The organism is Dokdonella sp., from assembly GCF_019634775.1.
Classification (GTDB): domain Bacteria; phylum Pseudomonadota; class Gammaproteobacteria; order Xanthomonadales; family Rhodanobacteraceae; genus Dokdonella.
In genome coordinates this window covers 366,116-386,285 of sequence record NZ_JAHCAS010000002.1, presented here as the reverse complement: position 1 = coordinate 386,285, position 20,170 = coordinate 366,116, and the positions used below count along the sequence as shown (strand labels likewise).

17 protein-coding genes are annotated in these 20,170 nt (G+C 66.7%); 3 read left to right on the top strand and 14 right to left on the bottom strand.

The genetic code is table 11. From position 1 onward, the window contains the following. Positions 1-32: 32 nt before the first annotated feature. The gene (gene kbl / locus KF907_RS12555; protein ID WP_291220855.1) at positions 33-1,220 is read left to right on the top strand and encodes a glycine C-acetyltransferase; all 1,188 of its coding nucleotides are present in this window, start codon (positions 33-35) and stop codon (positions 1,218-1,220) included. Between the two features lie 168 nt (positions 1,221-1,388). Here kbl and KF907_RS12550 read toward each other — a convergent pair whose 3' ends face one another. The 5 genes from KF907_RS12550 to yajC form a co-directional block, all read right to left on the bottom strand. Further along, positions 1,389-2,738, bottom strand: coding sequence for a Gfo/Idh/MocA family protein (locus tag KF907_RS12550; protein ID WP_291220854.1), 1,350 nt, complete (start codon positions 2,736-2,738; stop codon positions 1,389-1,391). A 104-nt stretch (positions 2,739-2,842) separates the two neighbouring features. Beyond that, positions 2,843-3,610, bottom strand: coding sequence for a pseudouridine synthase (locus tag KF907_RS12545; RefSeq protein ID WP_291220853.1), 768 nt, complete (start codon positions 3,608-3,610; stop codon positions 2,843-2,845). Between the two features lie 58 nt (positions 3,611-3,668). Continuing rightward, the gene (secF, locus tag KF907_RS12540; protein WP_291220852.1) at positions 3,669-4,655 is read right to left on the bottom strand and encodes a protein translocase subunit SecF; all 987 of its coding nucleotides are present in this window, start codon (positions 4,653-4,655) and stop codon (positions 3,669-3,671) included. A gap of 18 nt (positions 4,656-4,673) precedes the next feature. Next, on the bottom strand, positions 4,674-6,542 hold the full coding sequence (gene secD, locus KF907_RS12535; RefSeq protein ID WP_291220851.1) for a protein translocase subunit SecD: 1,869 nt from the start codon (positions 6,540-6,542) through the stop codon (positions 4,674-4,676). A gap of 139 nt (positions 6,543-6,681) precedes the next feature. Continuing rightward, positions 6,682-7,011, bottom strand: coding sequence for a preprotein translocase subunit YajC (gene yajC, locus KF907_RS12530; protein ID WP_291220850.1), 330 nt, complete (start codon positions 7,009-7,011; stop codon positions 6,682-6,684). Positions 7,012-7,247: 236 nt separating this feature from the next. Here yajC and ptsP point away from each other — a divergent pair, with 236 nt between their 5' ends. After that, entirely contained in the window at positions 7,248-9,005 is a 1,758-nt protein-coding gene (ptsP, locus tag KF907_RS12525; protein ID WP_291220849.1) for a phosphoenolpyruvate--protein phosphotransferase, read from the top strand. Between the two features lie 32 nt (positions 9,006-9,037). Here ptsP and KF907_RS12520 read toward each other — a convergent pair whose 3' ends face one another. From KF907_RS12520 to ssb, 3 genes are all read right to left on the bottom strand, one after another. Then, positions 9,038-9,385: a zinc ribbon domain-containing protein YjdM gene (locus tag KF907_RS12520; RefSeq protein WP_291220848.1), complete on the bottom strand. Its 348-nt coding sequence runs from the start codon at positions 9,383-9,385 to the stop codon at positions 9,038-9,040. A 34-nt stretch (positions 9,386-9,419) separates the two neighbouring features. Then, complete coding sequence (gene mgtE / locus KF907_RS12515; protein WP_291220847.1) at positions 9,420-10,865, bottom strand: magnesium transporter; 1,446 nt, start codon at positions 10,863-10,865, stop codon at positions 9,420-9,422. A gap of 261 nt (positions 10,866-11,126) precedes the next feature. Continuing rightward, on the bottom strand, positions 11,127-11,630 hold the full coding sequence (gene ssb, locus KF907_RS12510) for a single-stranded DNA-binding protein (RefSeq protein WP_291220846.1): 504 nt from the start codon (positions 11,628-11,630) through the stop codon (positions 11,127-11,129). A gap of 276 nt (positions 11,631-11,906) precedes the next feature. Between ssb and KF907_RS12505 the strand changes: the two genes are divergently transcribed. After that, positions 11,907-12,836, top strand: coding sequence for a polyprenyl synthetase family protein (locus KF907_RS12505; RefSeq protein WP_291221235.1), 930 nt, complete (start codon positions 11,907-11,909; stop codon positions 12,834-12,836). A gap of 157 nt (positions 12,837-12,993) precedes the next feature. On the opposite strand, the gene accD is transcribed toward KF907_RS12505, so the two are convergent. The 6 genes from accD to KF907_RS12475 all read right to left on the bottom strand — a co-directional run bounded on the left by accD (position 12,994) and on the right by KF907_RS12475 (position 20,085). Continuing rightward, on the bottom strand, positions 12,994-13,857 hold the full coding sequence (gene accD, locus KF907_RS12500; RefSeq protein WP_291220845.1) for an acetyl-CoA carboxylase, carboxyltransferase subunit beta: 864 nt from the start codon (positions 13,855-13,857) through the stop codon (positions 12,994-12,996). A 61-nt stretch (positions 13,858-13,918) separates the two neighbouring features. Then, positions 13,919-14,728 (bottom strand): tryptophan synthase subunit alpha, encoded by an 810-nt coding sequence (trpA, locus tag KF907_RS12495; RefSeq protein WP_291220844.1) that lies wholly within the window; start codon positions 14,726-14,728, stop codon positions 13,919-13,921. A 14-nt stretch (positions 14,729-14,742) separates the two neighbouring features. Next, complete coding sequence (trpB, locus tag KF907_RS12490) at positions 14,743-15,969, bottom strand: tryptophan synthase subunit beta (RefSeq protein WP_291220843.1); 1,227 nt, start codon at positions 15,967-15,969, stop codon at positions 14,743-14,745. A gap of 53 nt (positions 15,970-16,022) precedes the next feature. After that, entirely contained in the window at positions 16,023-16,637 is a 615-nt protein-coding gene (locus KF907_RS12485) for a phosphoribosylanthranilate isomerase (RefSeq protein ID WP_291220842.1), read from the bottom strand. Further along, complete coding sequence (gene truA, locus KF907_RS12480; RefSeq protein ID WP_291220841.1) at positions 16,634-17,404, bottom strand: tRNA pseudouridine(38-40) synthase TruA; 771 nt, start codon at positions 17,402-17,404, stop codon at positions 16,634-16,636. The genes KF907_RS12485 and truA overlap by 4 nt, the downstream gene beginning before the upstream one ends. Positions 17,405-17,526: 122 nt before the next feature. Beyond that, a complete protein-coding gene (locus KF907_RS12475; RefSeq protein ID WP_291220840.1) occupies positions 17,527-20,085 on the bottom strand; it encodes a motility hub landmark protein FimV in 2,559 nt (852 codons plus the stop codon). Positions 20,086-20,170 lie beyond the last annotated feature (85 nt).

The window sequence follows — 20,170 nt, the reverse complement described above, 5'->3', positions numbered from 1 at the left end:
CAATGCCCCTCCCGATCCCGCCCGCTCCCGCCATGCAAACCACCACCCGCGACCGCCTCGCCGCCGAACTCGACTCGATCCGCGCACAGGGCCTGTACAAGACCGAACGCATCATTACCACCCCGCAGTCCTCGGCGATCCGCACGAACGATGGCCGCGAAGTGTTGAACTTCTGCGCCAACAACTACCTCGGCCTGGCCGACAACGCGGAGGTCATCGCGGCGGCGAAACATGCACTCGACACGCATGGCTTCGGCCTGGCCAGCGTGCGCTTCATCTGCGGCACGCAGGACCTGCACAAGCAGCTGGAAGCGCGCATCTCGGCCTTCTTCGGCACCGAGGACACGATCCTCTACACGAGTTGCTTCGACGCCAACGGCGGCCTGTTCGAAACCATCCTCGGCGACGGGGATGCCGTCATCTCCGATGCACTCAACCATGCCTCGATCATCGACGGCATCCGCCTGTGCAAGGCCGAGCGCCGCCGCTACGCGAACGGTGACATGGCCGAGCTCGAAAGCCACCTCCTGGAGACGGCCGGCAAGCGCACGCGCCTGATCGCCACTGACGGCGTGTTCTCGATGGACGGCTACATCGCCAAACTCGACGAGATCGTCGCACTGAAGAAGCGGCATGGCGCCCTGCTGATGGTCGACGACTCGCATGCCACCGGCTTCGTCGGCCCGACCGGCCGCGGCTCGGCTGAACTGCACGGAGTTATGCACGAGGTCGACGTGTTCACCTCGACGCTCGGCAAGGCCCTCGGCGGCGGCTCCGGCGGCTTCACCACTGGGAAGCGCGAGATCATCGACCTGCTGCGCCAGCGCTCACGCCCCTATCTGTTCTCGAACACGCTGCCGCCGCCACTGGTCGCGGCTTCGATCAAGGTATTCGAAATACTCGACCGCTCGACCGAACTGCGTGATCGCGTCGAGGCCAACGCGCGCCGCTTCCGCGCCGGCATGAGCGAAGCGGGCTTCGAACTTCGCCCCGGCCAGCACGCCATCGTCCCGGTCATGCTGCACGACGCCAAGCTTGCCCAGCAGTTCGCTGCCGACCTGCTCGATGAGGGTATCTACGTGATCGGCTTCTTCTATCCCGTAGTCCCGCAGGGTCAGGCGCGCATCCGCACGCAGATGAGCGCCGCGCACACCCCCGAACAGATCGACCGCGCGGTCGCGGCATTCACCAGGGTCGGCCGCAAGCTCGGGGTGATCTGAGGCAGCGCATGCCATGCTGCCACGGCGTACCCGCGGGACGCAGCCGTCCGGCCCCGATCCCATCGCGACCGAGGCCGCCCCCGTCGGAACTGGAAGGGCTGCCAGGAACGACCGCAGCGGTGACCGGAACGAGCAGGACTTCCCCACCACGCCGAGGATGCACTGACCTCAATAGCGGTCATCCAGCGCGAAGATCCGTTGCCGCGTCTTCCAGCGCCCTTCGGTGAAATCGGGGAAGTCCAGGGTGCGGTTGCCCTCGGCGATCGACCGCTCGGACAAGGGTGTGATCGCGCTCCAGGCCACGGCGTCGTAGATATCGATCGGCATAGGCTCGTTGCGCCTGAGTGCCTCGACGAAGGCATGCACGACGAAAAAGTCCATGCCGCCGTGACCGGCTCCCTCGGCACTCGCCGCGTGCCTCTTCCACAACGGATGGTCGTTGCGCTCGAGCCAGGCCTGTGCGGGCTCCCACTTGTGTGCGGGGCTCTCGCCTTCGATGTGGATCGACTGGTTGATGTCCATCCACAAACCCTTCGTGCCCTGCACACGGAACCCGAGCGAGTACGGGCGTGGCGAAGAGGTGTCGTGGGTCAGCAGGATCGTCTCGCCATTCTCGCAGGCGATCTGCGTGGTGACGATGTCGCCCAGCGCGAAGCGCACCGTGGCATTCGGATGCTGCTCACCGCCGTTGACGACGACATGCCGATGCAGGCCGCGCGCCTTGCTCGCATAGCTGGTCAGGCGCGTGAAGCGGTTGCCGCGGTGGATGTCGGCCCACATCGCGCACGGGCCGATACCGTGGCTCGGATAAAGGTCGCCATTGCGGCGTACCGAGTGGTCGGTGCGCCAACGCGCTTCCGACCAGCCCTTGGCGCCGAATTCGACACCGCCGCCATAGGGCCTGGCCGGGTCGCCCGAGTTGAACTTGACCGCACGCAGGTCGTGCTCGTAGCCACCTTCCAGATGCAGGAGCTCGCCGAACACGCCAGCGCGTACCATCGCCAGCACTGCCAGCACGTCGCGCCGATAGCAGACGTTCTCGAGCAGCATGTACGGTGTGCCGGTCTTCTGTTGCGTCCGCAGCAGGTTCCAGTGTCCTTCGAGCGTGGTGGCGGCGACGACTTCGCAGCCAACGGCGACCCTCGCCTGCATGGCTGCAATCGCCTGCGCCTCGTGCAGTTCCCACGGGGTTGCGATGATCACCGCGTCGAGACGTGCCTTGGCCAGCATCGTGCGCCAGGCATCGTCGCTGCCGGTGTAGACCTTCGGTTTGCGACGACCGGCACCGGCAACCTGTTTCAGCGCCGCCTCGAGCATGACCGGCTCGATGTCGCACAACGCAACCACATCGACATCGGCGCGCTTGAGCAGTTCGTCGAGATGGACCTGGCCGCGCAAGCCGGTGCCGAGCACGCCAACCCGCAGTTTCCCGCGTGGACCGGCTTCGGCAGGGCACCAGGACGAAGCGGCGAACGCCGCCGCAGCCAGCGTGGACTTCAGGAAGGTGCGTCGTTGCATGGCCAGCCTCCGGTTCGTGCGTCCTGCGCACCCACCCAAGGATATTCCGAGCGCCCCTTCAACGCGCCAGGACTCCGCAAGGCATTGATTCCACGGAAACGCCTTCAGTCGCGAATCGGCGATCCACGCCTTCCCGGACGAGTCTGGCGCGGCACCAGCGCCTCGACCTCGTCCGAGGAAAGCTCCCGCCACGCCCCCTTGGCCAGATCGCCGAGCACGAGCGGACCGATGGCGACGCGCACGAGGCGCAGCACACCGATGCCGAATCCGGCCAGGACGCGGCGGATCTGGCGGTTGCGGCCTTCGTCGAGGGTGACTTCGAGCCAGGCATTGCGCTCGCCGCGGCGCAGTTCGCGCACGGATTTGAGCAACAGCGTTTCGCCACGATCGACCACGCCGGCGCGCAACGACGCGAGCAGATCGTCGCCAGGCAGGCAGTCGACCTGCACGTGGTAGGTCTTGCCGAGCACCGATTCGGGCGACGTGATCGCTGCCGCCCAGGCACTGTCGTTGCTGAACAACAGCAGCCCTTCGCTCGCCTTGTCGAGCCGACCGACCGGGGCGAGCCAGTCCGCCCCGGCCGCACCGAGCATGGAATACACGGTGGCGCGTCCTTGCTCGTCGCTGCGCGTGGTGACCAGGCCACGTGGCTTGTTGAGCATCACATAGCGGCGCGTGGGCGCGACGACCTCGACGTCGTCGATGGCGAGGCCCGCATCAGCGGGCGTGCGCGCATGCGGATCGCGGACGACGCGTCCGTCCACCCGTACGCGTCCGGCCCGGGCCAGGCGCTCGGCCTCGGCGCGCGAGCACAGCCCGCGCCTGGAAAGAACGCGGGCAAGGCCATGGCTTGGTTTCCCGGTGCGGTTCATGCCTCGGCGCGGCGAGTGCGTGCCACCCGTTCCTGGTTTCCGCGCCGCGCGCTCTTCCTCAAGGCCTGCGTGCAAGCTCCGGATCGTCGCGCGTGACCGGCATGAGATCCTGCTTGGACACACCGAGCAGCAGCAGCACCGGGTTGGCGAAGAAGATCGTCGACAGGATGCCGATGGCAATGCCGATCAGCATGATCAGGCCGAAGTTCTCGAGAGCCGGACCACCGAGGAAATACAGCGTGCCGACCGCCAGCGCCGTGGTCACACCGGTCATGATCGTGCGCGACATCGTCGAGTTGATCGAGCGATTGAGGATCTCGGCCGGCTCACCCTTGCGCGAGGAACGGAAGATCTCGCGCACGCGGTCGAACACGACGATCTTGTCGTTGATCGAGTAGCCGACCACCGACAGCACCGCGGCCAGCGCCGGCAGATCGAACTCGCGGCCGGTCAGCGCGAAGGCGGCGACCGTCAGCAGGGCGTCGTGCAGTTCCGACGCAACCGCCGAGACTGCGAAGCGCCACTCGAAACGGATCCACAGGTAAATCGAGATGCCGGCGATGACGAAGATCACCGCGATGAGACCATCGGTGCGAAGTTCCTCACCGATCTGCGGTCCGACGAACGACGAACGTGTCGCCTTGGCATCGGCGCGCTTGGCCTGCAGGGCGGCGACGACTTCCCTGGCGATGCGGTCGGCAGCCTGCTTCTCGGCCTCGTCGGTCGCGGCCTCATTGGGTGCTCCCGCCTCGCCGTCGTGCTCCTCGTTGGCGATGCGCACCGCGAAGTCATTGCTGCCGCCGTAGGTCTGCACGACGGCGTTGGCAAATCCGCCTTCGGCCAAAGCGGCGCGAACCTCGCCGACATCGATGCCACGCTCGTAGGTCACTTCGACCAGCGTGCCGCCGGTGAAGTCGAGGCCATAGTTCAGGCCTCGACCGAAGATGATCACCGCCGACAGGGCCATGAGGATGCACGAGACGACGAGGCTGGCCTTGCGCCAGCGCATGAAGTCGATGTTGATGTTCGGGTTGAAGAGTTCCATGAACGTTCTCCTCCGGCGTCAGACCGGCAAGGCCTTGAGTTTGGCCGTGCGGCCGAAGATCAGCGACACCAGCGAATGCGTGCCGGTGACGGAGGTGAACATCGACGTGAGGATGCCGACGGTTAGCGTGACAGCGAAGCCCTTGATCGGACCGGAGCCGAATGCGAGCAGGGCGACCGCTGCGATGAGGTGGGTGACGTTGGCGTCGAGAATCGTCGCCCAGGCCTTCTCGTACCCGGCGCGGATCGCGGTATGCGGTGTCACGCCATTGCGCAGTTCCTCGCGGATGCGTTCACAGATCAACACGTTGGCGTCGATGGCCATGCCAAGCGTGAGCACGATGCCGGCAATGCCGGGCAGGGTCAGCGTGGCCTGGAAGATGCTGAGGATGGCCACCAGCAGGACGAGGTTCATCATCAGGGCAAGGTCGGCGATGACGCCGAACAGCTTGTAGTAGATGCCGACGAAGACGACCACGAGGGTGAGGCCGACGATGACGGCGAGCACGCCCTTGCGGATGTTGTCGGCACCGAGGCTCGAACCGATGACGCGCTCCTCGACGATATCGACCGGCGCGGCGAACGAGCCGGCGCGCAGCAGCAGGGCGAGTTCGGAGGCCGCGGCCATGCTTTCCAGGCCGGTGGTCTGGAACTTCTTCGAGAACACGCCCTGGATCGTGGCCAGGCTGATGACTTCCTCGGTGATCTTGGCAGTGCGCACTTCCTTGCCATCGACCATCTTCACCTCGGGCGTACGCTCGACGAAGACCACGGCCATGCCCTTCTTGAGGTTCTGCGTGGTGAAGTCGAGCATCTTGCGCGCACCCGCCTCGTTGAGGGTCACCGAGACGGCCGGCTGCCCGGTCTGCGGATCGGGCATGCTGGTCGCGCCGACCAGCTCGTTGCCGGTCACGATGACCTTCTTCTTGAGCACGGCCGGGCGGCCGTCCTTGAAGTGGTACAGGCGCGAATCGGGAGGCACGATGCCGGTGCGCTCGACCTCGAGTGGGTTGACGCTCTCGTCAACCGCTCGGTACTCAAGGGTGGCCTGCGCGCCGAGCAGTTCCTTCGCCTTGGCAGTGTCCTGCAGGCCCGGGAGCTCGACGACGATGCGGCTGCTGCCCTGCTGCTGGATCACCGGCTCGGCGACGCCGAGTTCATTGACGCGGTTGCGCAGCGTGCCAACGTTGCTCTTGATCGTCTCGTCGGCGATCTGGCGGAGACGCTCCGGGCGTACCGTCACGTTGAGCGTGGCCTGGTCGCCAATCACGTTGCCGTCCATGACGAGCAGCTCGGTGCTCAGGTCGCGGTTGATCGCCGCGGCAATCGTGTCGCGGTCCTCGACCCCCTTCGTCTGCACGACGATTCCCTGGGGCGTACGGTTGACCGAGGCGTTGCGTACGTTGCGGTCGCGCAGCAGGCCGCGGATGTCGTCGACATAGCGTTGCTCCTGCATGTCGAGCACGCTCTTCTGATCGACCTGCATGAGGAACTGCACGCCGCCCTGGAGGTCGAGGCCGAGCGGCATCGAGTTGGCGCCGATCGTGCGCAGCCACGCGGGAACGGTCGACGCAAGATTCAGCGCAACCGTGTAGCCGTCACCCAGATCCTCGCGCAATGCACTCGAGGCGGCGAGCTGGGTATCGGTGTTCGGGAACAGCGCAAGCAGGCGCTCCTCCTTCACTTCGACGCTCTCGAATTCGATGTTGCGCGTCTGCAGGGCCTGCAAGGCCTTTTCCTTGAGCGCCTCATCGACGACGACGCTCGACTTGCTGGCCAGGATCTGCACGGCCGGCTGCTTCGGGTACAGCGTGGGCAGTGCGTAGATGAGGCCAGCCAGGGTCACGAGCAGGACGAGCGCGTGTTTCCAGCGGGGGTAATCATTCATGCGGAAGGATCCGGGTGGATGCCAATGACGGGAAGAACGGAGCAAGACCGGGATGCGCGGGAGGAACGTGGCCTGCCCCGGAGCCGCGCATGCGTGCCACGCGGGTCCCGATGCTGTATCGGGACCACGCGGCCGGACTTCAAGACTGCTTGAGCGTGCCCTTCGGCAGCACCGCGCTGATCGCGTTGCGCTGCACCTTGATGCTGACCTTGTCAGCGATCTCCAGGGTGACGAACGAGTCCGTGATTTCCTCGATGCGGCCGACGATGCCACCAACCGTGACCACCTCGTCACCCTTGGCCAGCGCCGCGATCATCGCGCGCGTCTCCTTGGCGCGCTTCATCTGCGGCCGGATCAGCATGAAATAGAAGATCGCGAAGATGATGATCAGGGGCAGGAACGAGGCCAGCGGATTCGGTGCGGCGGCGGCTGCGTCCTGGGCATGCGCGGAACTGATGAGAAAATCCATTGTGGCTCCAAGGGTTGCGCGGTGCCGGACACGAGATCCAGGCACCCGAAAAAGGTCGCGGATTATGCCATGCACGTACGCCCCGCGCACGACGGCCCACCCGGCGAGCGACTGCGCCGTGCAGATCCCTCCGCGGCATCGGCTGCCCACGGCCCTGGGCGGCGTGCCCGGCCCCCGCTCGACACACCTTGTGGCTATGATGCCGCCCAGGACCAGCGGAATGGACCATCCACCAGGTGCGACTCGTACTGACCGGCAGCGGAGCTTCGCGCGGCAAGGCGCTCGGGCGTGCTCGCCTCGAGCAACCCAGCCGGTTTCTCGTCGACGAGACGCGCCTCGACGAGGCGGACATCGCCGCCGAACTGGCCCGCCTCGAGCACGCCCTGGCCGATGCCCGCGCCGAACTGCGCACGCTGCGCGACAAGCTGAGCGGACCGCTGGCGCGCGAAGTCGCCGAGTTCATCGACGCGCACAGCCTGATCCTGGCCGATCCTGAGTTCGTCAATGGCCTGCGCGATCTCGTCAGCCAGGGTCGAATGCATGCCAGCGCCGCCCTGAAGCTCCAGCGCGACAGTCTTGTCGCCGTGTTCGAGGCGATGGACGACCCCTACCTGCGCAGTCGCCGCGAGGACATCGAACACGTCATCGGCCGCGTGCAGGGTGCGCTGAGTCGGGAATCGAGCATCGAGGAACGCAAGCTCGCTTCTCGCGTCGGCGAGATCCTGGTCAGCGACACGGTCGCCCCATCCGAGCTCGTGCCGCTGGCCGAGCATGGCGTGCTCGGCTTCGTCCTGACCGCTGGCAGCACCCTGTCGCACAGCGCGATCCTCTCACGTTCGCTGCGTCTGCCCATGGTGGTCGGTGCGCACGAGGCGCTTTCGCACGTACAGGACGGCGATCTCGTGCTCGTCGATGGTGATCGTGGCGAGATCATCGTCCACCCGACTGCCCAGGACCTTGCCGGCTATCGGCTCTGGCAACGCGAAGCGGCCCAGCACGACCAGCGCCTGGAATGCCTGCGCACGGTCGAGACGCGCACCATCGACGGTGTCGCCATCAATCTCCACGCCAATGCCGAGATGACCGCCGACGTCGCCCAGGCGCGTGCCAACGGCGCCGCCGGCATCGGCCTTTACCGCACCGAGTTCCTGTTCCTGCAGCGCAGGGAAGTGCCCACCGAGGAGGAGCAGTTTCTGGCCTACCGCGATGTCGTGCTCGGCATGGGGGGCCTACCGGTAACGATCCGTACGCTCGATCTCGGCGCGGACAAGATCGACAACGCCGGACTCGCCCTGCGCGAGGAACCGAACCCCGCGCTCGGTGTGCGCGGCGTGCGCCTTTCGCTGCGCGTGCCTGGCCTGCTGCGCACGCAGCTGCGTGCCATCCTGCGCACCACCGGCTATGGCCCCGTGCGCATCCTCGTGCCGATGGTGTCCTGCGTCGAGGAGATCGAGGCTGTGCGTCGCGAACTGCGTGCCTGCGCGAAAGACCTGCGCACGCAGGGCCACGAGATCGCCGATCACTTCGAACTCGGTGCGATGATCGAAGTGCCAGCCGCGGCGATCGCCCTGCCCAGCATGATCCGCATGCTCGACTTCGTCTCGATCGGCACCAACGACCTGATCCAGTACACGCTCGCGGTCGACCGTGGCAACGACGCGCTTGGCGACCTCTACGACCCGCTGCACCCGGCCGTGCTGCGCCTGCTCGCGCAGATCATCGCCACCGGCGGGCGTGCCGGAAAACCCGTGGCCATGTGCGGCGAAATGGCCGGCGACACTGTCTTCACGCCGCTGCTGCTCGCGCTCGGCCTGACCGAGTTCAGCATGCACCCGCGCGCCCTGCTCGAGGTGCGCGAAAGGATCAACGCGCTGGACCGCAGCGTCCTGCGCAGGCTCGCGCCGAAACTGCTGCGCGCCACCAGCCGCGAGCGCATTGCGGACCTGCTCGGGCAAATGCGCGTGGAGCTGCCGGCGGTGACGACATCGGCATAGCGAACCCCTCCTCTGCCGTGCCTGCGGGGCGGCTATGCCTTCTTCACGAACTCGGACTTGAGCCCCATCTGACCGATGCCATCGATGCGGCAGTCGATGTCGTGATCCCCATCGACGAGGCGAATGTTGCGCACCTTGGTGCCGACCTTGACCACGCTCGATGAGCCCTTGACCTTGAGATCCTTGATCACGACCACGCTGTCGCCGTCGGCCAGCACGTTGCCCACGGCGTCCTTGACGATGCGCGCAACGTCTTCGACCGGACCTTCAGCGATCGTGCCGGGCGACCATTCATGGGCGCACTCGGGGCACACGAGCAAGCCGCGATCCTCGTAGCTGTAGGTGGAGCCGCATTGCGGGCAAGGGGGAAGTTCGTTCATCGGACACTCTCCGGAATCATGACGTGGCCGCCACTCACATCAGGAAAATCGTGGCGAGACCGAGGAAGATGAAGAAGCCGCCGCTGTCGGTGATCGCCGTGATCATCACGCTGGCGCCCATGGCCGGATCTCGGCCGAAGCGCTCAAGGGTCATCGGAATGACCACGCCCATCGCCGCGGCGAGCAACAGATTGAGGGTCATGGCTGCGGTCATGACGAGACCGAGCGCCGGATTGCCGTACAGCAGCCAGGCGACCAGGCCGACCACGCCACCCCAGATGACGCCATTGAGCAGGGCAACACCGGCTTCCTTGCGCAACAGGCGTCGTGCCCCCTCGGGGCTGACCTGACCGAGCGCGAGCGCACGCACGATCATGGTGATGGTCTGGTTGCCGGAGTTGCCGCCGATGCCGGCGACGATCGGCATCAACGCGGCGAGCGCGACGAGCTTCTCGATCGAGCCCTCGAACAGGCCGATGACGCGCGAGGCGAGGAAGGCGGTGACGAGGTTGATCGCCAGCCAGGTCCAGCGGTTGCGCAGCGAACGCCAGACCGAGGCGAAGATGTCCTCGTCCTCGCGCAGGCCGACACGACTCAGGGCCTCGGCGTCGCCTTCCTCGCGGATGACGTCGACCATGGCATCGATGGTCAGGCGCCCGACCAGCCGCCCCTCGGCATCAACGACCGGCGCGGAGACGAGGTCGTAGCGCTCGAAGGCCTGCGCGGTGTCGAACACGTCGTCCTCGGGCCGGAACGTGTTCGCGTCGGCGGCCATGACCTCGCTGACCTCGCGCGCTGGATCGTTGACCAGCAGCCACTTCAACGGCAGCACCCCAGTCAGCACATGATCCTTGTTGACGACGAACAGCTTGTCGGTCTGCTCGGGAAGTTCCTTGAGGCGGCGCAGATAGCGCAGCACGACCTCGAGGCTCACGTCCTCGCGGATCGTGACCATCTCGAAATCCATGATCGCGCCGACCTGGTCGTCTTCGTAGGACATCGCCGAACGCAGCTGCTCGCGCTCGGGCGCGTCGAGACGCTGCATGAGCTGGTCGACCACGTCCTCGGGCAGATCCTCGGCAAGGTCGGCGATCTCATCGGCATCGAGCTGCTCGGCAGCAGCGAGGATTTCCGGCGCGTCCATGTCGGCGAGCAGCGACTCGCGCACGGCATCGGAAACTTCGAGCAGGATCTCACCGTCGCGATCGGCCTTGACCAGGTTCCAGACGCTCAGACGGTCCTCGGGTGGCAGCGCCTCGAGGATGCGCGCGACGTCGGCCGGGTGCAGCGCATCGATCTCGCGTTGCAGTTCCTCCACGTGCTGGCGATGAATCAGGTCGTCGTCGGTTTCCTGATCCGTACCGGACTGGCGTTGCGCGAGATCCTCGACCAGATGGTGCCGGCGCAGCATCTCGGACACGCGCGCAAGGTGCCCCTGCAGCGGTGTGGCCGGCTTCGTGCTGGTTTCGATGTCGCTCATCGTGCGCTCCGTCCTGCAGGACGGGCGCCCGGCAGGGATCAATCGGTCAGGATCGGGGTGAACCGGCGAGGGGTTCTACTCGGAATGTCCATGACGGGATGCCTGGCGGCCGCCACGATCGGCGGGGGCGCATGATAACGCCTGGCCGCGGAGGCCGGGAGGGGGAAGAGCGGGGAATGGGGAAAGGGGGACAGGGAATGGCCGAAGCGGAGCATCGAGGCGCTTGCGCCTTGTCGCTTCAACCATTCCCCGTTCCGGGCGTCAGAACGGAATTTCGTCGTCGTCGAATGGATCGTTGCGCAGGGGTGTAGCCGACGCATGCGGCGGTGCGGATTGCGTGGCGCGCGACGGGGCGCCACGGTCGTGCCCGCCACCGCCACCGCCACCGCGCTCGCCACGGTCGCGGTTGTAACCGCCCCCTTCACCGCCACCGCCACCAAGCATCTGCATCTCGTTGGCGACGATGTCGGTCGTGTAGCGCTCGATGCCATCCTTGTCGGTGTACTTGTTGGTGCGCAGCGAGCCTTCGATGTAGACCTGCCGGCCCTTCTTGAGATATTCACCGGCGATCTCGCCGAGGCGCCCGAACAGGACGACACGGTGCCACTCGGTGCGTTCCTGGTTCTCGCCGGTCTGCTTGTCCTTCCAGTTCTCCGACGTGGCCACGCGGATGTTCGTGATCGCCGAACCGCTGGTCGTGTAGCGCGTTTCGGGGTCCGCGCCGAGGTTGCCGACGATGATGACCTTGTTGATGCCGCGTGCCATGCTGGAGTCCTCGTTTCTTCGCCGCGATCGTGCGTGATGGGCGGCGAGGATACACCAGACCCCACCCTCCCCTGCTGCCGGCCGTCGTCCCGCCGTGTTGTAGGAAAACGTCGATTCCCATGCCAGCCGCCGACACCCGCGACCGGGGTCGTGGCGCGGGCGGCTATACTGCGCGCGTCCGCTCCACGGAATCCGCTCTTGAGTTCATCGACCTCCCTCGCAGACGCCACCGCCGTGCGCACGATCGCCGACGTCCAGGCGCTTGCTGCCCCCGGCATGCAGGCCGTCAACGCGCTGATCCGCACGCGCCTGGCCTCCGACGTCGTGCTGATCAACCAGATCTCGGAGCACATCATCCACAGCGGCGGCAAGCGCCTGCGGCCGATGTTGCACCTGCTCGCCGCCCAGGCAGCCGGCTACACCGGCGCGGAGCATGTTCCGCTCGCCGCGCTGATCGAGTTCATCCATACATCGACCCTGTTGCACGACGACGTCGTCGATGAATCGGACCTGCGTCGCGGCCGCAAGACGGCCAACGCACTGTGGGGCAATGCGGCGAGCGTGCTGGTTGGCGACTTTCTCTATTCGCGCTCGTTCCAGATGATGGTCGCGATCGACAGCATGCGCGTCATGCGCATCCTTGCCGACACGACCAACCGCATCGCCGAGGGCGAGGTGCTGCAACTGCTCAACATCGGCAACGCCGATACGACCGAGCGTGCCTATCTCGATGTCATCGAACGCAAGACCGCCGTGCTGTTCTCCGCCGCCGCGCGTCTCGGCGCCGTGCTGGCCGGCCTGCCCGAAACGCAGGAACTAGCCCTCGCACGCTTCGGCATGGACCTCGGCTACGCGTTCCAGATCGCCGATGACGTGCTCGACTACGTGTCCGATGCCGACACGCTCGGCAAGAACATCGGCGACGATCTCGCCGAAGGCAAACCAACCCTGCCGGTCATCCACGCGATCACCCACGGCACGCCCGAACAGGCCGCCAGCCTGCGCCGCGCAATCGAGAGCGGCGGCGTCGATTCGCTCGACAACATCGTCGAGGCGATCCGCCATTCGGGCGCGATCGACTACGCGCAGGCCCGCGCGCAGGCCTATGCGAGATCAGCCAAATCGGCCCTCGAAGCCCTGCCCGCCTCACCCGCCCGCGAGGCGCTGGCCGTGCTTGCCGACTACTCGGTCGACCGCAGTTCCTGAACCGTCCGGGCCGATGCAAGGGCGCCACCGCGGCAACCTCGCTGCGCGCGCCCTCAGCCGCGGCCGTCCCTGCTCCACATCGGTCGCCTCGCCCAGGTCATCGATACCGCAGTCACGCCGCGCCGGACTCGGCGCGGCCCGAGCGGGTACTCCGCCGTCACGCCGCGCGCGGTTGCTTCATCAGCAGGTTGAACAGATCGGCGAGGCGGTCGCGCATCTCGCGGCGATCGACTATGAGGTCGAGAGCACCGTGTTCGAGCAGGAACTCCGAACGCTGGAAGCCCTCCGGCAGGGTCTCGCGCACGGTCTGCTCGATCACGCGCGGACCGGCGAAGCCGATCAAGGCCTTTGGCTCGCCGATGTTGATCTCGCCGAGCATGGCAAAACTCGCCGACACGCCGCCGGTGGTCGGGTGGGTGAGCACCGAGATGAACGGCACTGCAGCCGCGCGCAGGCGCGCCAGCGCGGCCGAGGTCTTGGCCATTTGCATGAGCGAGAACAGACCTTCCTGCATGCGTGCACCGCCGGTCGCCGAGAAACAGACCATCGGCATGCGTTCGGCCAGCGCAAGTTCGGCCACGCGCGTGAACTTCTCGCCGACGACCGAGCCCATCGAGCCGCCCATGAAGGCAAACTCGAAGGCGCAAGCAGCAAGTGGGCGGCCCTTGAGCGCACCACGCATGGCAAGCAGTGCATCCCTTTCACCGGTCTGCTTCTGCGAGGCGGCCAGGCGATCCTTGTATTTCTTCGTGTCCCTGAACTTGAGCGCGTCGACAGCCTCGAGCTCGCCGAAAACCTCACTCGCGCTGCCTGCATCGAACAGCGCCACGAGACGCTTGCGCGCGCCAATGGCGTGATGGTGCGTGCATTTCGGGCAGACCATGAGGTTCTTCTCGAGTTCGGGCCCGTACAGCACGGCACCGCAACCATCGCACTTCTCCCACAGACCTTCGGGAACCTTGCCCTTGCCTGCGTTCTGCGTGCGGATGCGCGGACTCATGAGTTTCTGCAACCAGTTCATCGTGAAGCGCTCCGGTCAATGATGTGGGGCATGGTTTCGCGGCGCCCCGCATCGTTCGTGTTCATGTCGGCAGCATGGCATCGAGCGCCGCGCGGATCGGCGCCAACGTGTTGCGCGCGATGGTCGCCGCGGCGGCGGCGTCCTTCGCTTCGGCAAGCTTCGCCACCAGCGCGCTGCCTATGATGACGGCGTCCGCCAGTTCGCCGACCGCGACCGCGGTCGCGGCATCGCGCACGCCGAAGCCGACCGCGACCGGAATGTCACCACCCGCGCGGATGTGCGCGATGCGCGCACGCACCGCCTTGGGGTCGAGTCGGTCGGCGCCGGTGATGCCGGCAAACGAGACGTAGTAGATGAAGCCGCGTGCACGCGCGCGGATCGCCGCTAGGCGAGCATCGGTGGTCGTCGGCGCAACCAGGAAGATCTGCTCGAGTCCGGCCTCGATGAGAGGATGCAAGGTGTCGGCTTCTTCGACCGGCACATCGACCACGAGCACGCCATCCACGCCGGCGGCCACGGCCTCGGCAGCAAAGCGCGCATGGCCGTGAATCTCGATCGGATTGAGATAACCCATCAGCACGACCGGCGTATCGGTGTCGCGTTCGCGGAACGCACGCACCCATCCGAGGATCGCCTCGATGCCCACATCGTGCGCGATCGCGCGCTCGCTCGCATGCTGGATCGTCGGCCCATCGGCGACCGGATCCGAATACGGCACACCCAGCTCGATGAGATCGGCACCGCCTTCGACCAAGGCGTGCATGATGTCGACGGTCGCCTCCGGCAGCGGATCGCCGGCGGTGATGAATGGCACCAAACCCTTGCGGCCGCGCGCACGCAGTTCGGCGAATCGACGGTCGATGCGAGTCAAGGGACGAAGCCAGGTCACAGCGCGATCCCCTCGCGCGCGGCGATCGTATGCACATCCTTGTCGCCGCGCCCGGACAGATTGCACAAGACCAGCCTGTCGGGCGGCAGCTCGCGGGCCAGCTTGATCGCCTGGGCAACCGCATGACTCGATTCGAGGGCGGCGAGGATGCCTTCAGTGCGGGCGAGTTCATGAAACGCGGCCAGCGCTTCGTCATCGGTCACGCCGACATAGGTTGCACGGCCGCTGTCCTTGAGGAAGGCATGCTCGGGACCGACGCCGGGATAGTCGAGGCCGGCAGAAATCGAATGCGTTTCCGTGATCTGGCCGTGATCGTCGCAGATCACGTAGGTGCGATTGCCATGCAGCACGCCCTTGCGGCCGGCGGCCAGCGAGGCAGCATGGCGGCCGGTATCGATGCCCTCGCCGGCCGCCTCGGCGCCGACAATGGCGACATCGCGGTCGTTGAGGAACGCGTGAAACAGGCCAATCGCATTCGATCCGCCACCAACGCAGGCCGTCAGCACATCGGGCAGACGGCCGTACTGTTCGAGCATCTGCGCGCGCGCCTCGCGACCGACCACGGCGTTGAAGTCCCGCACCATCATCGGATACGGATGCGGACCGGCGACCGTGCCGATGATGTAGAAGGTGTCGGCAACATGTGTCACCCAGTCGCGCATGGCTTCGTTCAGGGCGTCCTTGAGCGTCTTCGAGCCCGAAGTGACCGGCACGACCTCGGCGCCGAGCAGCTTCATGCGGTAGACATTGATCTTTTGCCGCTCGATGTCCACCGCGCCCATGTAGACGATGCAGTCGAGTCCGAAACGTGCGCACACCGTGGCAGTGGCCACGCCATGCTGCCCGGCACCGGTCTCGGCGATGATGCGGCGCTTGCCCATGCGCCGCGCGACCAGCGCCTGGCCGATGGTGTTGTTGATCTTGTGCGCGCCGGTGTGATTGAGATCCTCGCGCTTGAGCAGGATCTGTGCGCCTCCGATCTTCCTCGACAGGCGCTCGGCGTGGTAGATCGGCGAGGGCCGGCCGACGTAGTGCCTGAGGTCACGCTCGAATTCGGCAATGAAAGCCGGATCTTCGCGCATCGAGAGATATGCTTCAGTCAGTTCCTCCAGCGGTGGCATCAGCGTCTCGGGCATGTAGATGCCGCCGAAATCGGCGAAGCGTCCACGCGCATCCGGATACGCGTGGAAGTCGGTGACGACGATCGGTTCGTTATTGCCCACTGCGTTCACTGAACCCTCTCACCCGCCTGATTGCCTTGCCCTTCCATCCGACGTCAGCCCTTCACCGCAGCGATGAAATCGCGCATGCGCGCCACGTCCTTGATGCCGGGCGCCGATTCGATGCCACTCGACACGTCGACCGCGTACGGCCGTGCGCGCACGATCGCCTCGGCAACGTTGCCGGCATCGAGCCCGCCGGCAAGGATCACGGGCCGATCGAGTGCAGGCACGCGCGACCAATCGAAACGACGGCCGCTGCCCCCTTGTTCGCCGACCGCATGGGCATCGAGCAAGAACCCGCTGGCACCGGCATATCGGGCCGCATAGCTTGCCACATCCTCGTGCGAAGCCATCGCCACGGCCTTGATCCAGGGCCGACCGACGCGCGCGCAATCCAGCGCGGCCTCGCTGCCGTGGAACTGCACGAGGTCGGGCGCGACGATCGAGACCACGTGCGCGATCCAGGCCGGATCGTCGTCCATGAACAGGGCCACAGCCGACACGAACGGCGGCAGGTCGCGGCGGATTGCATTCGCCGTTGCCGGTTCGACGAAGCGTGCGCTGCGCCGCGTGAACACGAAACCGAGTGCATCGACACCGAGTGCGCAGGCCGACTGTGCATCCGTGGCACGTGTGATTCCGCAGAATTTGATGCGCGTCCGGATCATGACAGGCAGGCCTCGTCCGGCAAGCCGGCCTCGCGTGGATAGCGCGGAGCGATGAAACACAGGCCCGCTGCCGGCGCGGTCGGTCCGGCCACGCTGCGATCGCGCCCGACCAGTAGTTCCTCGAGCCAGCCGGTCGGACGTTCTCCACGTCCGACCGGCAGCAACGAGCCGACGATGTTCCGCACCATGTGGTGCAGGAAGGCATTCGCCTCGATGGTTATGTCGACGCGTTCGCTGGTGCGACCGACCGAGATCGCATGCACGTTGCGGAACGGCGTCCGCGCCTGGCAGGCGATCGTGCGGAACGCACTGAAATCGTGCTCGCCGACCAGAGCCTGCGCGGCAGCATGCATGGCCGCAGCGTCGAGCGATCGGCGTTCCCAGGCAACATAGCGCGCCTCGAGTGCCGGCCTCGCGGCGCGGTTCAGTATCGAGTAGCGGTAGCGCCGTGCACGCGCACCGTACCGGGCATGGAAGTCGTCGGCGACCGGCACGACCCAGCGCACCGCCACGCTCGCCGGAAGGCGCGAGTTGGCACCGAGCATCCAGCCGCGCGGTGAACGCTCCGCAGCGGTGTCGAAATGCACGACCTGGCAGATTGCGTGCACACCGGCATCGGTCCGCCCTGCGCAGGTGACCTCGACACGATGATCGGCCACCACCGACAGTGCATCCTCGACTGCGCCCTGCACGGTGGCGCCATGGCTCAAGCGCTGCCAGCCGAGGAAGTCGGTGCCGTCGTATTCGATGCCGAGAGCAAGGCGCAAGGGTCAGGTCCGCCGTGACAGGTTCCGGAAGTATCCCGCTTCCGCCGCCCCGTGGCGCGGCGTGCGGAAACGACGAGGCCGGGATCGCTCCCGGCCTCGTCGTGTGAAGCAGCGGGTATCCCTCAGCGGATTTCGCCGAGTAGCCTGCGCGCCTCATCCTGCTGGGACGGACTGCCCTCGCCGAGCACCTCCTCGAGCATCGCGCGCGCCCCATCGGGATCGCCCATGTCGAGGTAGGCCTTGGCCAGATCGAGCTTGGTTCCGATCGCATCCTCGCCGGCGAAGAAATCGTCGTCGCCCTCACCCCCGCCAGACTTGTCGTCGGGTTCGAATTCGGTCACCACATGCGACGCCTCGACCGGCGCGATTGGCGGTACCTCGTCGAAGGTGAACCCCTCATCGGCCCCGGAGGTGGTGCCCGACTTCGGCGTGTCGAAGTCGTACTCGACGGCGGTGAACTCGGCGGTCGCGAGCGAATCTTCCGGCTGTAGCGGCTTCGGCTCATCGGTGAAGCCGTAGCCGCCATGGCTGCCCGCCGCGGTGTCCAGGCCATCGAAGCCGAAATCCGCGCCGGACGCAGGCGTCGCGGGGGCATGACCGCCGAACGACTCACCACCGGATTCGCCGCCAAACAACGGATCGCCCCCGAACAGTGGATTGTGCGGCACGAGTTCCTCGCCCATCGCACGCGCTTCGCGCCATTCCGCCTGGTTTGGATCGGCGATCGAGGCATACATTTCCTCGGCGGCAGCCTCGAACTTCGCTGCATCGCGCTGCGCGTAGTAGAGGCTCAGCAACTCGAGATGCGAGCCGGCGTTGGACGGATCGCGCTGGACCTGGTCGATCAGCTGCTGTTCCTCGCCGAATGCATCGCTGGCGGCCACATATGCACCGCCGACCGGCGCGGCACCGAAGCTGTCGGCAATCGACTGACGACCCGCAGCCTGCGCCGGCGCCTTGCGCTTGCGCAGACCAAACAGGCCCAGCAAGACCAGCAGCAGGCCACCGATGCCGCCGGCCGCAAGCGCCCACGGCTCGAGATACCACGGCGTGGCCGAATCGGGCGCCGGTACCGGAGCGACCGGCCGAGCCGGCGGCGGCGTCGGCTTGGCCGCTTCGGAGGTTGCCGGCGCAGGAGACGCCGCGGGCGGCGTGGCCACAGCCGGGGTATCGGCTGCGGGTGTGGCATCCGTATCCACGGCGGTTGCTGCGGGTGCCGGTTCGGCCGGCGTCGCGTCACCTGCTGCCGGCACAGGTTCGGTCGTCGCAGGTGAGGTCACGCTGTCTTCTGCCGCAGCCGGTGTGGGCGCAGGTTCCGCTGTCGGTGTGGCCGAAGCCGCAGGCGGCGCCGCCGCCTTGTCGCCGTCACCCCAGATGTCGTCTTTGGTGATCGCTGGCGCGGTGGCGGCAGGCGTCGCCGTCGCAGCGGCAGGCACGGCCGCCGCCGGATCAGCCACCGGCGTGGCGGTCGTCGAAGCGGCCTGCAGAGCCTTCAGCTTGTCGCGCAGCTCGGCGAGCTCGCTGTTCTGCAGCGAGATCAGCCGCTCGTTCTTGTTCTTGATGTCCTCGAGATCGCGAACCCTCGACTTCAGCTCGCCGGACTCCTGCTCACGGCTGGCCAAGGCCTCGCGCACGCGCGCGAGTTCGGCCTTGGTTGCCGCATCCCCGCCACTCGAGGTACCGCCACTCGGGCGATCGGCCGCGCTGTCACCGGCCTTTCCTTCGCGTGGCGGCACGAGGGCCAGGCGTTCGCCCTTGGGTGCCGGTGTCGACGTCGAGCGAGGCGGCGCGCTCGTTGTCGTCGGCGTGCTGTCGGCGACGAGGGTCGGTGTTGCAGCGAAGCCGCCACGCCATTCGTCGACCTGGGCGCGAACCGCTGCAGCCGCCTCGCGCGCCGATCCGACCGCACCGATCTCATCGGCACTTGGAATGCGCAGCACGGCTCCGCGCTTCAGCGCATTGATGTTGTCACGGTAGAACGCGTTCGGATTGGCCTTGAGCAGGGCCAGCATCATCTGGTTGACACTGACGCTCTCGTCGGGACGCGTGGCGCGCGCGACTTCTCCGAGCGTCTCGCCGGCGGCCACCGGGCCGTATTCGCCGGCCGCGGCAACACGCGGCGCGGCGGCCGGAGGGGGTTCGGCAGCCGCCACAGGCCTGGCCGGAGCCGGCTTGGGCGCAGCCACGGCGGGCTTCGGCTTGCTCTCCGGAATCGGCTGCACGGCGACACGCTCGGGCTCGCTCGCGGCCGCAGCGATAGCGCTCGAACCCTTGACTGCCGGCGCCATGATCGGCGGATCGAGCAGAACCGCGTACTCACGCAGCAACCGGCCCTTTGGCCAATTCGCCTCGAGCAGCAGATTGAGGAACGGGTCGCGGATGATTTCGCGGCTGGTCACGCGGATCACCGTCTCGCCGCTCGCGTTCTTGCCCAGCGTGAATTCCAGCGGCACGCCTACGTTCGCGCGGTTCAAGCCGACGCGGTCGAAGTCGTCGGCCGAGGCCAGTTGGACGATCAGGCCTTCGGCCTCGCCCGGTGTCCCCTGGATGACCGGAATCTCGGCCACCAGTGGCTGGTTGAGGCCGGAACGGACCTGGATCGAACCCAGACCCAGCGCGAACGCATCGGTCGCTCCCAGCGCGAGCGCAATGGCCAGCGACAATTTCAGCGGTCGTTTCATGTACAGCGCTCCCCGGAAGCGTGGTCTGCAACGGTCGACCGCTCCCCTGGGAACGGCCGGAAAAAGCTCGAAAACGCCTTATAAC

What these genes read in the sequence shown, in the direction of transcription:
- kbl (WP_291220855.1), top strand. Translation starts at nt 33, where the DNA reads ATGCAAACCACCACCCGCGACCGCCTCGCCGCCGAACTCGACTCGATC.
- KF907_RS12550 (WP_291220854.1), bottom strand. Translation starts at nt 2,738, where the DNA reads ATGCAACGACGCACCTTCCTGAAGTCCACGCTGGCTGCGGCGGCGTTC.
- KF907_RS12545 (WP_291220853.1), bottom strand. Translation starts at nt 3,610, where the DNA reads ATGAACCGCACCGGGAAACCAAGCCATGGCCTTGCCCGCGTTCTTTCC.
- secF (WP_291220852.1), bottom strand. Translation starts at nt 4,655, where the DNA reads ATGGAACTCTTCAACCCGAACATCAACATCGACTTCATGCGCTGGCGC.
- secD (WP_291220851.1), bottom strand. Translation starts at nt 6,542, where the DNA reads ATGAATGATTACCCCCGCTGGAAACACGCGCTCGTCCTGCTCGTGACC.
- yajC (WP_291220850.1), bottom strand. Translation starts at nt 7,011, where the DNA reads ATGGATTTTCTCATCAGTTCCGCGCATGCCCAGGACGCAGCCGCCGCC.
- KF907_RS12520 (WP_291220848.1), bottom strand. Translation starts at nt 9,385, where the DNA reads ATGAACGAACTTCCCCCTTGCCCGCAATGCGGCTCCACCTACAGCTAC.
- mgtE (WP_291220847.1), bottom strand. Translation starts at nt 10,865, where the DNA reads ATGAGCGACATCGAAACCAGCACGAAGCCGGCCACACCGCTGCAGGGG.
- ssb (WP_291220846.1), bottom strand. Translation starts at nt 11,630, where the DNA reads ATGGCACGCGGCATCAACAAGGTCATCATCGTCGGCAACCTCGGCGCG.
- KF907_RS12505 (WP_291221235.1), top strand. Translation starts at nt 11,907, where the DNA reads ATGCAGGCCGTCAACGCGCTGATCCGCACGCGCCTGGCCTCCGACGTC.
- accD (WP_291220845.1), bottom strand. Translation starts at nt 13,857, where the DNA reads ATGAACTGGTTGCAGAAACTCATGAGTCCGCGCATCCGCACGCAGAAC.
- KF907_RS12485 (WP_291220842.1), bottom strand. Translation starts at nt 16,637, where the DNA reads ATGATCCGGACGCGCATCAAATTCTGCGGAATCACACGTGCCACGGAT.
- KF907_RS12475 (WP_291220840.1), bottom strand. Translation starts at nt 20,085, where the DNA reads ATGAAACGACCGCTGAAATTGTCGCTGGCCATTGCGCTCGCGCTGGGA.